At 37.2% G+C, this 15777-nt stretch carries 13 protein-coding genes; all 13 read right to left on the bottom strand.

Annotated elements, in window-relative coordinates; genetic code table 11:
• Positions 1–12: 12 nt before the first annotated feature.
• On the bottom strand, positions 13–1929 hold the full coding sequence (locus AC1Q59_RS15880) for a peptidoglycan DD-metalloendopeptidase family protein (RefSeq protein WP_492366826.1): 1917 nt from the start codon (positions 1927–1929) through the stop codon (positions 13–15).
• Positions 1930–1935: 6 nt separating this feature from the next.
• Positions 1936–6027 (bottom strand): TrbL/VirB6 family protein, encoded by a 4092-nt coding sequence (locus tag AC1Q59_RS15875; RefSeq protein WP_492366825.1) that lies wholly within the window; start codon positions 6025–6027, stop codon positions 1936–1938.
• A gap of 24 nt (positions 6028–6051) precedes the next feature.
• Positions 6052–8040, bottom strand: a complete 1989-nt coding sequence (locus AC1Q59_RS15870; protein WP_492366884.1) for a VirB4 family type IV secretion system protein — start codon at positions 8038–8040, stop codon at positions 6052–6054.
• Between the two features lie 46 nt (positions 8041–8086).
• The gene (locus AC1Q59_RS15865) at positions 8087–8995 is read right to left on the bottom strand and encodes a hypothetical protein (RefSeq protein WP_492366824.1); all 909 of its coding nucleotides are present in this window, start codon (positions 8993–8995) and stop codon (positions 8087–8089) included.
• 26 nt (positions 8996–9021) lie between these two features.
• On the bottom strand, positions 9022–9342 hold the full coding sequence (locus AC1Q59_RS15860) for a PrgI family protein (protein ID WP_492366823.1): 321 nt from the start codon (positions 9340–9342) through the stop codon (positions 9022–9024).
• A 110-nt stretch (positions 9343–9452) separates the two neighbouring features.
• Positions 9453–9830: a pilin gene (locus tag AC1Q59_RS15855; protein ID WP_492366822.1), complete on the bottom strand. Its 378-nt coding sequence runs from the start codon at positions 9828–9830 to the stop codon at positions 9453–9455.
• A gap of 255 nt (positions 9831–10085) precedes the next feature.
• The gene (locus AC1Q59_RS15850) at positions 10086–10709 is read right to left on the bottom strand and encodes a hypothetical protein (protein ID WP_492366821.1); all 624 of its coding nucleotides are present in this window, start codon (positions 10707–10709) and stop codon (positions 10086–10088) included.
• Positions 10693–11163 (bottom strand): hypothetical protein, encoded by a 471-nt coding sequence (locus AC1Q59_RS15845; RefSeq protein WP_492366820.1) that lies wholly within the window; start codon positions 11161–11163, stop codon positions 10693–10695. The genes AC1Q59_RS15850 and AC1Q59_RS15845 overlap by 17 nt, the downstream gene beginning before the upstream one ends.
• A 558-nt stretch (positions 11164–11721) precedes the next feature.
• A complete protein-coding gene (locus AC1Q59_RS15840; protein ID WP_492366819.1) occupies positions 11722–12123 on the bottom strand; it encodes a hypothetical protein in 402 nt (133 codons plus the stop codon).
• A 93-nt stretch (positions 12124–12216) separates the two neighbouring features.
• On the bottom strand, positions 12217–12366 hold the full coding sequence (locus AC1Q59_RS15835) for a hypothetical protein (RefSeq protein WP_492366818.1): 150 nt from the start codon (positions 12364–12366) through the stop codon (positions 12217–12219).
• Between the two features lie 134 nt (positions 12367–12500).
• On the bottom strand, positions 12501–13745 hold the full coding sequence (locus tag AC1Q59_RS15830; protein ID WP_492366817.1) for a DUF3854 domain-containing protein: 1245 nt from the start codon (positions 13743–13745) through the stop codon (positions 12501–12503).
• 24 nt (positions 13746–13769) lie between these two features.
• Positions 13770–14066: a DUF4258 domain-containing protein gene (locus AC1Q59_RS15825; RefSeq protein WP_492366816.1), complete on the bottom strand. Its 297-nt coding sequence runs from the start codon at positions 14064–14066 to the stop codon at positions 13770–13772.
• Between the two features lie 173 nt (positions 14067–14239).
• The gene (locus AC1Q59_RS15820; protein WP_492366815.1) at positions 14240–15775 is read right to left on the bottom strand and encodes a hypothetical protein; all 1536 of its coding nucleotides are present in this window, start codon (positions 15773–15775) and stop codon (positions 14240–14242) included.
• Between the last annotated feature and the right edge of the window lie 2 nt (positions 15776–15777).

Here is a 15777-nt window from a genome sequence, read left to right as displayed (position 1 = left end):
TTTAACTCCCCTTTAAAAAGAAATAAATAACTCGGGATTCAATACATTTTTACTTCCTTGTTTGTGGCCTTTGTGTATCTCAAAATGAAGGTGAATCCCAGTTGAACTACCACTGGTGCCCATAATACCTAAAAGCTGCCCTTGCTTCACTGGCTGATTAAGTGCGACTCCCACTTTTCTCATATGGGCATAAACGGTTTCATAGGTTTGTCCATTAAGAGTGTGTTTAATAAATACATAGTTACCAAATTCACCCCCACATTTGTTCCCATAGAAACCATTTGGCGGACATCCAGTATTTACTTTTGAAACGACACCATCTGCAGATGCAACAATAGGGATATTGGTCTGTCCCTGACCTGATATGTCTACACCAGCATGGAAGGACCCCCCTCCTAAAGAACGATAACCGAATCCTGATGATTTTGGTCCAACAGCAGGTCGCATAAATGAACCAGGTTGGAGCGGAGGAATAGATCCCGAATCCGGTGTATAGGAGGCTTCATTCCTAAATCGTTCGGCAGCTTCCTTAACTCTTCGGACATACCAATCCGCATGGTTATAGGCACGTATAGCCTGATCAACATTTTTTGAAAAACCATTTTTATTTAAATAGGATGCTGCAGCAAAAATAGCATCTTTAGGATCCCATGGTGACGCCTTACCGTTCCCATCGGCGTCAATTCCATAACCACCGTATTTCTTCACCTCCAAGGGATTGTACTTGATAGATTCTGGAATTGGCGCATATCCATTAGTACCTTTACAGGCTGGGTAGCTCCACCCTAACCAAGTACATGGCATGAATTGCATATGACCCTCTGCCCCAACGCTTGATATCATTGTGGGATGTGTTGAAAAACCGGTTTCCACAAAATGAATGGCCGCAATAAAATACCAATCTACCTTATATATTTTCTCTGCTTCTAAATAATACTGCATGAACTCCATAGGAACACTTGAACCTGGAGTAACAGTCCCATTAAATCCATCCATTGAAGCACCCGTTAGCCACTCTTTATAGCGAATTTCGCCTCCCGTAGCTTGATAGATAGCTTCAACCATAAATCTATCATTTTGCCCATAATCAAATGGAGGAGCGGATAATACACGGTCAAAATAGGTGTAATCTTCCGTTACTACCTCATTAGGAATAAAGGTATGTGCTCTTGTTTTTACGGTTGTTGTGGTGGTGACTGGATAGGATTCATATTGGACCTCCCCTTTTTCATCTATATATTCTCTTGTTTCATAGCTTGTCCTTGAACTAGTCGAAGTGACCCAATCCGTTGTAAATGGGGTAAATGTGGCCTGCATGACCCGATCCCAAGCTTCAACATGTTCTAATAAATTCAGGATGAATGGAGTTTTGGTCACAGAGGTGCTACACGAACCATCTACACAAGTAGTTGTTTCTGTTTCAATATGCCCTTCTAATTCTTTATAAGTAAATATTGGAGCTAAAGCCTTCCCCATTATAGTCGCAGCTTCTTTTTCTGTTTTCCCATGCTTAGTTGAATCGTAAATTTGAAGAGCTGACATAATTAATTCATGAGGTACCCGATACGGAACTTGCTCAGGTCTTGACATGTCAACTGTTGAATCCGCAACAGCAATTATATGCCTTCTTAATTCTTTCCCTTCAGGGGTTAGTGAATCTTCATCATTTGCAAATAGCATTGCTGTTCCTAAATAAATTATAAAAAGCGAAAGTAGTACGCCACCAAGTATTAATACATATGGCCACCCGATGGCACTTAATAGACTAATAATGGATTTTGTAACAGCAAAAGCAGCTTTTATAGCTACTTTTACTGCAATTTTCCCACCCTTTTTTAGAAGGGCAGCTGCTTTATTTCTTAATAGTTTTTTTGCTTGCTTCTTGGCAATTGATTCTTGTTGGGCTTGTTCATTATGATCATCATACATAATGCATCACCCCAACAATCCTTGCTTCCTTCGCACTTCATCTAGTGCCTTTCGCTTATCCAATCCTCTCTGAGCCCGAAGTGCTTGCCTTGAAACCATTAGCGTTTCAACGGTCTTTGAAGAATAATAAGGTGTTTCTGCCCTATTTACCGGCTCATAAATCTTATTAATTGTTTCTACATGTGATTGAACAGCTACATTTGAATTAGGAGTTGAGTCTGGTACCAACTTGTTATTCTTTACAGTAACCGGTATTCGAACGGATTGGTTATTATCTAATTTTGTATCCCCAGCAAATATCGGAGATACACGATAAGTCATTCCTTCTTTTTGGGCAGTTACAAATTGACGATCCTTCTCAATAACAACCTGGACGTTTTCTAGCCCTTGGGATCTTAAATCATCAATATAAAATTGACCACTATCTACTGATTGACTATACATTGGTACCTGAACTCGTTGGAGAGCACTATGCTGTGAACTTATTTTTGGGCTACCCAATAATTCATTAGGATTGCTTTCAACTTTTATGGAAGAAGCTACGCGGCCGCCACCGCTGTCTAAACGATAGGTAGTGGAGTCTAAGCCCTTGGGTGCAGACATAACTAATGAATCACCCTGAACAGCTAAATCTTGATATACAACGTCACCTCTGCGAAGCCCGCTATGCCCAGCCCCTTTACGAGAAACTGTTTGTATCTCCCCGCTCTTGGTTTGTACTTCGATATATGACTCGTTGGGAGTAATTACCTGACGTATCGCTCCTGGAGCAATTAAAGTATTACCGTAATCGTCGGTAGTTGTTTTGGCCATTTGAATAACTTCTGAAGGTGAATAAATTTCTTTTTGTACTTGCTGTTGCATTGGCGAAAATCGATTAGCTATACTTTTTCCAACCTGATATCCTTTTGCCCCGAATAACATGCCTGCTACATATCCAGTGGTATTTTGATATTTTGATTGCGCTTCAACTGCTCCCCCGGCCTGATCGACAACATAGTTCATCGCACCCGAGAATCCACTTGTTGCAGCATGTTGGACACCTTTTATGTGTTGAACAATCCCTGCTTGTCCATGATCTGTTGCGACGACGAAGGATGACTGTGCAGCATCGGTCCCTTCCCTTATAGCGTTTGAAAATACTCGCCCAGTTTGGATTGCTCCAGTAATTCCTGAAGCTCCCATTGAATAGCGGACTGCTGCTTCCCCTGCTTGACTTACACGATGAGCAACGCCTTCCCATCCATTGGATAACAATTGGTTACTTGCTATATCTGCACTTTGTCTATACATAGCTAGGTTTTCAGCATGTACCTGAGGAAGTCTTTCTGTCCACATTTGTTGTGCAACGGGCTTATCAATTCCATTAGCGACTTGTTCATTTATAAATTGTTGTTTCATTTGTGCTGTTTTTGCACTAGCTATTTGGCTACTCAAATATAAGGAATTTGGCTTCCCGCTCCCTAATAGAACATTTTCACCTTGAATATGTGAAACTGCCTGACCTCCGGCACTAATTATGGATTGTGCACTACTTATACCTGGTATACTTTGAACAGTGTCTTCCAGTTGTCTTGCAAAAACATTCTTGTCAATGGTCCCATTGCTATCAATGGCATTTACAGACACTATCCGTTGTCCAGCCTGAGCAAATGCATTTCTCATTTCACCTTTTTTATTATTAAAAGCTGCCATTCTACGAGTTGTATAATCTGTTTGGCTTTCACCAGGCATCTGAGGATTGGTACGGTCATAATTCGTGAAAAATGCTGATCGGTTTTCATCTGCCCATTTGTTGGCCATAGCTTCAGATGTAACTGAAACTAATTGATTACCACTGGTTAGATTTTTCCCCATTAATTTAGATATAGCGGATGTTCCTGCGGCAACCAATGGACCTGTGTTTTGGATTCCAGGTACATTTTGAACAGCAGTACCTAACTCCCTCTCAAAAACATCCCTATCAACCAGACCTTCACCAAATGAATTAGCCGATACTATCCGCTGGCCCGCTTCCGCAAAAGCATTTTTTATTTCACCTTTTTTGTTATTAAATGCCTGCATTCTTCGATCTGCATAAGCTGTTTGACTTTCACCGACCATTTGTGGATTTTCCCGGTCATAATTAGCAAAGAATGAAGCCTGGTTTTTATCGGCCCATTTATTGGCCATGGCTTCAGTCGATGTAGCTACCAGCTGATTACCACTTATTACGTTTTTTTCTTTTAATTTGGAAATAGCGGAATTTCCTACGTCTATGAGCGAACGGGTATTTTGAATACCAGGAATTTTTTGAACAGCATTTCCTAATTGTGCAGTAAATGTATTTTTATCTATCGGTTCATTTCTATCAATCGCATTGGCAGATACTATGCGATTCCCTGCTTCCGCAAAAGCATTTTTCATCTCCGCTTTTTTGCTTTTAAATGCATTCATTCTTCTTCCCGCAAAGTCTGATGAACTTTCTCCTTCTTTTTGCGGGTATTCTTTTTCATAGTTTGCAAAAAATGCCGCTTGATTTTCATCCGCCCATCTATTAGCCATAGCTTCGGATGACGCAGCAACTAGTTGATTCCCACTGACCCGCGTTCCATCCTTGGATTTAGCTTGGGTAAATTTTGATTTTGCATCTTGGTAGAAACCTGCTCGTTTATTTTCTTTTATTTGGTTAAAGTGGGAGTCTAATTCTTTATCTGTTGCATCTGGGAATCTTTCACGTAACCCAGCTATGATTGATTGTCTATTTTCATCTGCCCAACTTGCTGTTTCTCGATCAGCTACTTCACTGGCGAAATTTTCTTCAAAGCCTTTATTATTTTTAAAAGGTAACGACTCAAGGGCCTCTTTACCTTTTTTATGCCTGGTTGCTAATCCTTGCAATCCAGCCATACCTGCCCGTCCAACTACTCCACCAATAACACCACCGGCTGCTAATCCTCCTGTTGCCCCCGCCATAGCACCAACGGGACCAAGAGGTGAACCTGCAACTGAACCGGCCATTCCAAAAACAGCTTTACCTGCTTTGCCCATTATGTCTCCTGCTTTAAGCATTTTTTCTGAAACAGGCGTAGATCCATCATCACTACCCGCATTTGCCCCTAATGTACTCTTTAATTCATTATTCCCAGGGGTGCTAGATGCTGTTGCTCCTTTACCATTTTTTATTCCGTTATAGCCTTCACGTAAGGCCCCCATTACGCTTTTACCATCTAACGCGCCCTTTATTGAACCATACATCCCTGCCAGCCCTGCCATTCCTAGCATTGAGCCAGCCTTAGCTAGACCCCCTTGCATATCTCCCCCGATATTCAATAATCGTCGTACTGATTCCGAAATTGGTATGAAGATAAGGTAGACAATAACAGTTTCAACAAATCCATTGCTTGTTGCGGAAATAACAGCAACAGTCCAAAATACAAAAGCATGGATTGCTTGGACAAATATGGAGCCAATCAGTTCTCTGAACCAAGCTCCTGTTAAGGATTTAAATTGAGGGTGCATCCAAAAAGCCATCATTAACGGGCCCATCCCCATTAAAATAAGGAGCGTCACCTTTCTCATGAGATAATAAAAATTGGCCCATAAGGATAGACCCAAAAGGATTAATTGTATAAATATATATCCTATGACACCCGATTCCTCTTCTGAACGTTCCTCTTGTAAACTATCTAAATTGCTTTCATAAGCACCGCTAAACATTCCTACGACACCCTGATTAATGGAAAACAATAAGTCATAAATGGTGGGAAGATTAACAAGAACGATGCCCACAATTAATAAGTCTTTAAAGAACTCTAACATTTCATTACGACGGCTAGGATTCAACGGAGCTCCCGATACTCGTATTCCTGATATAACAATCATAGCTACAATTACAAATCCAGCTAAGACGGTCATACTATAAAATAACGGGTTTAATGCGTCAGTTAAATCCGAGGGGTAGAAGCTACCCCAAACCAATTCCCCATCCTTTACTCGTCCAAAAACCAAATCCTTTAATTGTGAAAGTCCTAAAAAGGGTTCTATTAAACTTTTAAAAATAAACTGAATGATATCTTCAAATATGGATATCAATTTTTCCGAAACAATTTCAAACACACAGAGCCTCCCCCTTCTTAAATGTTAATAGTAGGCTTGCTGATTGAAGTTTTGACGTTTGCGATGTTCCTCCAGAACAGCGTTATTACTTTCAATAAAGACAAGTTCATCTTTTGATGGATCGGTTTGAATCCAAACGGAGGAGCGGCCTACACGTAAGATTCCTTCTCCTTTATCTGGGTTTTGGAATAACGTGTTTATTTCGCCTTGAGACAAGTCAAAATTTTCTTCAATATGCTTTAAATCAATTTTGTTTTGTTTTAAGAAGAAGAAGGTATGAGTGTTTTGAAGGACCCCCCTAGCCTTCTTTGATTCCAAGATACGGACGAAATCCTGTGATGCTATCCGTAAACCTGCATTTCGTTTTCGAGCACGACGTGCAACCTTCTCTGCAAATGAGACTGTTTGCTCTGAATCTACCAAAGTCCAAAATTCATCGGCATAAACTATTTTTTTCTTAGTCTCGTTATCTACATTTTTGACAAAGTATTCCCAAACATAGTTCAAAATGACGTGATAAGCAATTGGGCGAAGAAATCCTTCTTCCATTTGTGAAATATTAAAATTTACAAGTCTTGCCGTATGGAGATCAATAACTGCATCATCCCCAAGGTATGTCTGTCCGTCAAAAATAGGCTTTGAACCATCCCTTAAAAAAGGACGAATAGCTGCGATTAAACGCTCAGCATTGTATTCGTTTTTATAATGATCAACCAGGTATTTATATACGTCACTTAGGGTAGGTTCAGGTTTTCTTACCTTTGATTGAACAATTTTCTTATTGATTTCTTTAACCTTATTTTCATAAATAGAAGCGGGGTTAGTGGTGTATCCAAATTCTGCATAAAGATGTTTCATTGCTTCTTCAATATAATTTCGCTCAAATACGTTTAAGCCCTCATCCTCTTGATTTTTTCCACGACATAAAATATCGAAAAAGCCTAAAACTTCATTAATTTTTTCTCTAATTGGAACAAAGGAGATGTACTTCTTTCCATTCTTTTCAATAATTTCTCGTTCATCGGTGTCATCTAAAAGTTCTAACTCTTCATCTTTATCCTCATCTAATGGGATATTTGATACATTGATTGCTAGAGGATTTATTCGAATTTCACTTTCTTCGGATAAGTCTAGGCTAACACCGCCTAAGCGTTTAACAATTTTTACAAATTCACCTTCTACATCAATCAATCGTGAATAAACAGCTAGGCCGGTCGTTTCCCTCGCCAATAATAGCTTCATGGCTAATGATTTACCAGAACCTGATACCCCGAATATGGCCATATTATAGTTATCCGGTCGATTTTCATATGTACCGAAGGCATTGTAGAATTCTTTTTGGCCAGTAATTTTATTTTTTCCTATTGGTATCCCGCCGTTAAACTTACCGCTGCCTGAGATAAAAGGGGCAAAGGTTGTTAATGAGCGTCGGTCTAAATTACGTAAGCTATCTTTAATTTCATTTTGCGCAAGTGGGGTAATAGACCGTAATCCTTTTTTCACTCGTCCCCATGTAGAGACGAGTTTAAAAAACAAAGAGCTCATTTCATCCTCAATATACTCACTATATTTGTCTAATTCCCGCTCACTATCAGCATATAAAATGCCAAGAGTTCCGACATGATAAGAATCATTATCACTGAATTGGATCTCTTCCATAAGAATTTCGGTATCAGCGATTTTTGTTTGGTTATCTAATATTGAATCTTGATTTCCTCTTCGGGTTTGAAACGAAAGGTTTGATTTTAAAATGGTATTTTGTTTTTGTAACATTCTAATGGCATCATTTTTAGCGATTTTATGAATATCGAACATGACATCTATTTCACCACTTGCAATCAATGAATAGAGCCAATTCGTTTTCATTTTTCTGGGGTAACCATCTCTTGAAACATAAAACGGACGGAAATAGGTTTTTGTTCCTAAGGATTGTTTAATGATTCCATAGTCATCTGAAATGTTATGAATAGCGATTCCTTCCGGTGCTATAACATCCCATATAGTAGGTTTCATGTTAATCGGAAGGGCCTCTTCATTAATGGGTGCCTCTTCCTCGGTTCTAACTTGCTTGAGTTTCTTTTGCTTCCTGGTTTTGAACACTCTCTAATTCCCCCTTCACTCTAACAATGTGAGATGCTGATTGATCAGCTGTCACATAAAGCGCTAGCTGTTCTTGTTCCTCTATATCTTTGTACCGGTTTTTTACCGCTTTTCTTCGATTAAAGGCGTAATATAAAACTTCACCAATTCCGTCAGTGGTTAACATATGAACGTGCATATCCGCTTTTCGTAATTGAGATTTTGCGGTGGAAATACGGCGAAATAATTCATTAAACGCTTTATCAATAATTTTTTCTTCCAACTCCTCAGCATCATCCGCTTTAATATCTTTTGGCTCAATCTTGTAATCAAAAAGTAAGTATCGTTTCGTTTCGTATCGCGGTTGAGATAGCTGCCATGCCATTAAATCACGAATCATATTCTGACCAAACTCAAAGGCAAGGGGATGTAAATCGTCTTCTTGCTCCATAACTTTTCTGATATCCTGAATAGGATCCGTTAAATCAATAAAACGGTTTTGAAGATATATCCGAACGGGATAAGTAATTTGAGCAAGCCACGTTTCAAAAACTGCATCTATTCCTTCTTGCTCTGTCTGATCAAGTAAGAAATAATTAACTGGTTCGACCTCCGCAATCATCGTAAAGGTATTGTCATTATGACGAACCATGTGGTTTTCAATTGTTTGAACATGAGGAAACAACTCTTTAAATGGAGCAGCTTCCTCTACATCTAATGGATTTTGACCATTTTTATTTTTCTTTGACTTCCTCTTGGTGACTGGTACCGTTGAGGGGATATTAGTCTTTTTTTTCTCAGACCATGGAAGAATGGGCTCTTTTAAAATAATCCGAGAAATAATGTAAATAACTAAGCCTACTACTAATAAAAAAATTATATCTTTCAATCGTTTTCTCCCCTTTCTTAATAGTTCTAGTCCCCTTTTCGCCAACTGCCATATTGTGTTTTCCTTTGAAACCGGATGTAATAGTAATAATCTCGATTCATGTTATATTTTTGGACTTTTGTAAAACCTAAAAATAAAACAATTGCTACCGTGGGAGCGGCTGCAAATAATGCCATTAGAGCACCTATGATCCATCCCGCTCCGGAAAACAACTTGAATACAACAGGTACATATGAATAAAGGATTAACCCCCCTACCGCTAGATAGGTAAGTTGACGTTTCGAAAGAATACCTAATATTTCTTTTTGTTCACTAGACATATCTATTGGTACTTTTTCAATTCTCACTTTTTTTGATCCCCTTCCTAACTATTTGAAAGAAAAACACCTTCTTTTACTTTGAGGAAAGAAGGTGTTCTTCGGAATGTTGTATAATGCCGGGGGACTGTACTAGAGGATTAACTGTTTCCTCCTAGTCCTGTTGCCCATCCAGCTATGTCGTAAGCTTTAAAAATAATATAAGCTCCGACTAAAACAAGACTTAGTTTAATAAATCCTTCTGTTCGCTTTTGTGGATTTCCACCGCTTCCGGCAAGTGTCATTCCACCCCATACCAACATGCCAACAATCCAGAATCCGCCAAGGGCCATTACGAAATAAACTACATTGTTTAAATCGCCATAGATCCCACTCATATCTCCGGTGTTTTTAATTCCAGATTCTTTAAGGGCATTTGATACGTTGGCACTACTAGCGGCTGCTGACTTTACATTCATGGCCATAACAGCTATAAATGCTGCCATTGTACCGATTAGGCTTTTTGCCCATTTCTTCATGTACTGCACCTCCAAAAATGTATACATGTTTGAAGGGTTTTTCTAAAACGAAAAAACCCCACTCTATACACGATGAACAGCACAAAAAATGCATTCATGTACAGAGTGGGGTATTCCCATTTCCATTTTATTTAATTTTATTTGCTACTTGTTACCATCATAATCAAAAGTAAGAGAGTCCGCAAGTGATTTTTATGGAATTTCCCCTTCACCCTATTATGTTAATAAAAAGTTTGCCGACTCTGGGGCCGGCAATTAAAAACGTTTTAAATGGGCAACAATGGATTGTTGCACTTTAATTGAATTCCCTTCTCTTTTTACATTTTCTATAAAATCCAAATATACGATTGCAATTAACTCTTCCACTGATAAATCCATCCCTTTTAGGTGAATATCAAGATCATGTATTAATACTTCTCCCCTTAATATCTCTGATTCTCGCATTCTTATTGATAAATAGGCTTTTTTCTCATCATCATCTTCTGAATATTCTTCTTCAATTGTTTCGAATTCGAATACATGAGTTGTTAAAGGTTTCATGATCCGCTTTTGTTTGACTTTTTTAGAGAAGTATTTTCTTTTACCATTTATTAAGTAAGTAGCAATTTGTTCGGTTTTAGCTCCCTTTTTTATTTGGGTAAGAAAATCATCATATAGCATGTACAATAAAAAGGCTATATCGAAATCAAAGGGGACCTCGTCCTCAAAATTATCTCGTAGGTCATCAATAAATACCTTTCCTCTTAAATAATCATAATATGGGATTACAGCTGTAATATACTTACGGTTTGAAAATAACTGTCGAATAAACCCTTTTGGTTCTGTAAAGCCAAATATTTTGTCTTGGAGGATATTCAAACCACTATAAGACCTTTTCAAGCGATCCCTCTCCTTCCAACCATTTTAAAACGGACTGTATGATAAAAAATACTGTTTTACGTTCCGATATACTTTTTCGAACTGAATATCCATGCGGTCCACCGATTTCCTCGTATTCTAACTCAAGAATATTTGTATGCATGTAACTTTTCGTATCAGTGTATTCAAAATCCCAGCACAGAATGTTATCGTGTTGAAGGCCGAACCTTAATAATTGGTTATTAAATTTAGTTTGAGTCAAAGGAGCTTTTCCTAAATCCCTGTTTATTCGTGCAGCTTGCTTACAATAGCTTTTTAATTTCATTTGCATAGGTATAGTAACTGGGAATTTAGTGGGGTGTGTTTTATCTTTTCTTTGTACTCGCGTTCTCTTTTTTACTTGTTTCTCTTTTTCATAAATTGTTTTTTTGTTTGTTATATCTGAATTATTAAATAGAGGATTAATATAGCTCACATACGTCCCTCCTACCCTATTTTTCAATTTATCTCATGGTCATTTTTCCACTTTTCCACTCGTAATAGATATATAGTGGGGAAGGACAAGCTTTAGAACTTATATTTGTATATTTTTATATAAAACTGTTAATAATGTGCCTAAGAAAATAGGTGAAGGGATGAAAATAAATGAAGAAAAAAAATAAAGAAAAGGATTTAAAACTCATTAAATCTGCTGCAGCAAAAGCCAAAAAAGCTGGGGTTAAATTAGTTAGTGTAAAGGTTAAGTAACATGTGGGGTCTCCATATTTTCAGGAACCTTTTATTGTATTTCTAAATAAAATCACAGCCGATGCTTCTTGAAAACATCGGCTTTTTTTATTTAAAATGCAATGCAAAATGGTTTTTGTATTAAGTGGTTACTGACTGTAACCATGTAGGAAAAGGGATCCCACTGATATCCTATCCTTTAAATAAAATTTCCCTTTTTACCTTTGTTGGGCGATGTTGTTCGTGAAGGTATTCCTGCTTGCTTTAACATGGATTAAAGTTGTCCGAATAACCTTTATCTTTATAATCATTCAACAGTTAGGTATGGTGTAAGTGTCCTTGCATCATTACTGCTAACTAATGGCGCTGATGTTATAAATACTTCGACTTCAATATTCCCAAATGTGTTCTCTATTTTATAATAATCAAATTGAGCACCACGATCTGGAAAATCCTCTCCTAACTGTTTCTCTTTAACAATCCCCAAATGTAATGTTTCCCTAAAACTATATTTTTCCATAAGGTTGATTACTGCTGATTGCGATAATCTTAAAATCGTGTCTCTAGTTGGATACCCAATACTAGTGTAGTGTTCCTCTGTGGAATCCAAGGAACTAATTTGATCTGGATAATGATTTTCCCTGGAAGCCACAATCCTAATGGCATAAATAACATGAAACTGATCGATTTCATTGTTGAGATTATTCACCTATACCACTCCTTTCCTTTTAATCATCTTCTCTCTTATTTCCATTTGATACCATTCATATTTTCGCTGATTTTGCTTTTTCTTGATATTGGCCTATGATCGATTCTTTTTGTTCCAGTTGATCCCCGATATTTCTTTGGCAGCATGGTCCTTAATATAAATTTTAATGGATTGGAATTCGCAAATAGCGACTGCCTTCTCAAACCATTCTTTCGCTGATTCTCCGCTGTTTTCAATCATCATTTTTACCTTGTTAACCTAAAAAAACTTATTTATCAATAGGTTAACCAGTTAACTAAGTTACCCAATTATATCATTTCATTGGTAAATGCAATAAAAAAAGGATAGCCGAATAGCTACCCTAATGTTATAAAATTTTAAAATAGACGCTTTAAAGTCGGTGATCGACGATTTATTAAAACATCGTCAATTCCCTTGCCGTCTTCCGGATTCCATAAAACAACGTTTGCTGTAAATCCATTATTTTTCAACTCTAAAGCTAATTGTTTTAAGTGAAAAGCTACTTTAGGATTTTCCATCGCATCCATATCAAATGCAATATTTATAAGATTAGTTTCCATTGTTTTTAATAATGGAATAACACTTCGCCATGTGTTTACACCAGGAATGGCCAAAATGGTACTTCCTATCTCCTTTAATTCCTTTTCAGTATAAACCTTTGCAATATGTTCAGCTGCAATATCAGCTTTTAAAGCTCCCTCGGTAATCCATACTGAAGAAGCTTTATGAGTTTTCCCTTTTTCCCACAACTCAAGTTCTTTAGTTGGCAAAGCCACATGAACAGGTAACGGATTCCCTGCGCCTGTTCCATTTTTCTTATTTGCTGAGGATAGCCAAAAATATCTTTTTCCTTTCACCATCTTCACAAACCCATAACCACCATCATTGAAAACCGAATGGGTTCTACCTAAAGGAATTTCTACCTCATCAATAACTTCTTCATTCACTAGGATTTGAACAAGGGGATAGTCCTTTATCCGGGCTTTTAACCCTTTAATCGACCCTGGATTAATTTCTAAATCAGGTGGAGGATTATCAATTCTTGTTTGAAATCCGATAATTTGGTTGTATTGATTTCTATAGGGAATAAGGATACCTTCTCTTCCCGAAATCGACCAGCTGTATTCGTTCTCAAAAAGTCCTGGTACTCCTTTAAAATCAGCCATTCCTAACATTTGATGTAATTCATTAACGGTGTTCCAGGGCTTTACTGGAAAGGAACGGTATTGTCTTGTATATATTTCTTTATCAGACATTTGCCGAGATGGACTTGTAAGATGGTCATAATGTGCATCCGATAATACAATGCAGTCTAATAAGGTCCTATATACATAGTCTAGGACTTCAGAGTTTTCTTTAGGATTACCTTCAATAAACTCTTGATTAGATAAATCCACTGGTTCTCTGATTTGGTCTTGTGTTAACGAATGTACCCAAGAAGGAAAGCTTTTAGAAAATTGCACTTCACTTTCCATTCTGATACATACGACGGTATCCCCTTTTTCATTAATCATGCATCCGCCTCTTTTTTGACAGATTGGGCACGTTTCTCGATAGTATTCAAACCACCCTTTTAAACGTGTTCTGCGTAAATTGGACATTTTATCCCCCCTCTTATGATTTTGTTAAATCACCCTTGTGAATTTTTTACTTAATGGAGGCATCACTGTAATTACCACAAAATGGTCCTCCGCCATATCCCTCCCAATTACTGCTGCAATCGGCAGTTGATCCGTATCTAGTCCTTCAATTACAATCCGTACTTTCTGCCGTTTAATCTGTGTTTCTACCTTTTCTCCACTCATAATGCAAGAAATAATATCCCGCTTCGTATACCCACGTTTGTCCATACGAAATCTCGCGTGATCTGACAAACGTAATTTCCCTGTCATGAGTGCTTTTTTGACCTTTTTAATATCCACTTATCTGCACCTCCTTTTTTAATAAACAAAAAAAGCGGCCCCAGACACTGTTGTTTATCCGTAAAAGGACATTCACACATAGTCTAAGAGACCGCTTTATTAATCACCGCAGGCGAAATACGCCGCAAAAATAATAAAAAAATTATCACTATTAATAGCCTATCATGTGTATCTTAAACCTTCAATATTTTTAACAATTTGGTCCACCATGGTTTTTTTTCCTCAAAATAGGGATTAGGTGTAAAATCCTCCCCAAATAAATGTTTAGTTAAATCGGTAAAAGGCTGTTCTAACTTATCAGATACAGATTCGATAAAATAGAGTGGTATAGATTCATAGTAGTTTCTCATGACTTCTTCGTGCAATGCCGGTACTTTTGTAAGGAGAGGTAAATCTAATGTTTTTGCTAATCGCTTTGCTTGTGAAAAAGAAAATGTTTTATTAAAGACCATAAATAACGGGAGGTTGTACTGTTTTCTTAGAACTTGAATATATCCTTCCCAGCTCAGCATCTCTTGATATGCATCATCTGCAATTATCCAAAGCTCATCTAAAAAATGAAGGGTGTCCAGGGTATATGTAGACATCTTTCCCGTTGGCAAATCAACAAGGGTAACATCAATAATTTTAGTGGTAGTCATATATGACTCTAAAGACATGGTATCCCAGACAAACTTTGAATCATCATGGTCTAAGGGTAAAAATTTCACATTATGAAATGTCCAATCCGTATTTTCGGTTATACCATCTAATTGAATAGCCTTTGCGTAACTAGTCCAATTTTCAGGAACTTTAGTATACTGTTTCAACCAATCTATTAAAGCCTTTTGTTCAGTTAATCCCTCTAATACAGCAGTATAAATACGGTTTTTCGCTAGGTGGAAAGAAAAATTTACAGTGAAGGTAGTTACCCCAATTCGATGAAGGGGGGACCATACACCAATCATTTTATGACTATCCCATTTTTGTCTGGAAAAGATTTGCTTTTGTAAATTTCTTGACCGAATGTAATACGGATTTTCTTGATACTTAATTGAATGATTTTTAAGTGATTCTCTATCTAATTCATTAGTTTTCGTTTCACTCTGAACAATTTCATTCGGTTGCTTAGGTTTAACCTGAGGAGATGCACCATTTTGTAAATCAATGGATTTCCCGATATTTAACTCATGAATAGCTGGGGAAGGCGGAATATTAACTGATTCTTGTTTAATTTGTATATTTTTTCCGTTTCCTTCTATATTTTGTTTATCTGTTTTTACAGTATTTTGATTTTTCTCCCCTAATTCACTTTTTTGAAGTTCACCTTCTTTCTTATCCTTTTTACTTTCATTCTTTGGCTTTATTATTCTATCTATAAACAGTTGAAAATTTGAATAATTTCCCTTCAAACACTCAATCAATTCTTCGTATGTTTTAAGCTCGCAAACAGTAAATTCATCTGACACTACATATCGAGAATCAGGTGAAATCCATAAAATAAGTGCATGTTTTAGATTTTTCTTTTGTAATTTTAAAAACGGTTCTTCTCCATCGAATAAAAACAGCGTGAGATCTTCAAAGGAGTATTTCTTAAACCAATCAATATATTCTTGAATCGTATTTACAAAAGAAACATTCAAGTTAATATTTGATAACCACTCTTCGATTTCTTCCTTTTTCAAGTAGGCTGGTCTTTTTGTTAGAAAGACAATGCATTCCTTACCCATTT

The organism is Cytobacillus sp. MT66 (assembly GCF_058792595.1).
This window is presented reverse-complemented; position numbering and strand designations above follow the sequence as displayed.

Bases quoted from the DNA above. Each gene is read 5' to 3' on its own strand.
- AC1Q59_RS15820 (WP_492366815.1), bottom strand. From the start codon at position 15,775: ATGGGTAAGGAATGCATTGTCTTTCTAACAAAAAGACCAGCCTACTTG.
- AC1Q59_RS15855 (WP_492366822.1), bottom strand. From the start codon at position 9,830: ATGAAGAAATGGGCAAAAAGCCTAATCGGTACAATGGCAGCATTTATA.
- AC1Q59_RS15830 (WP_492366817.1), bottom strand. From the start codon at position 13,745: ATGTCCAATTTACGCAGAACACGTTTAAAAGGGTGGTTTGAATACTAT.
- AC1Q59_RS15880 (WP_492366826.1), bottom strand. From the start codon at position 1,929: ATGTATGATGATCATAATGAACAAGCCCAACAAGAATCAATTGCCAAG.
- AC1Q59_RS15835 (WP_492366818.1), bottom strand. From the start codon at position 12,366: ATGATGATTGAAAACAGCGGAGAATCAGCGAAAGAATGGTTTGAGAAG.
- AC1Q59_RS15870 (WP_492366884.1), bottom strand. From the start codon at position 8,040: ATGAAACCTACTATATGGGATGTTATAGCACCGGAAGGAATCGCTATT.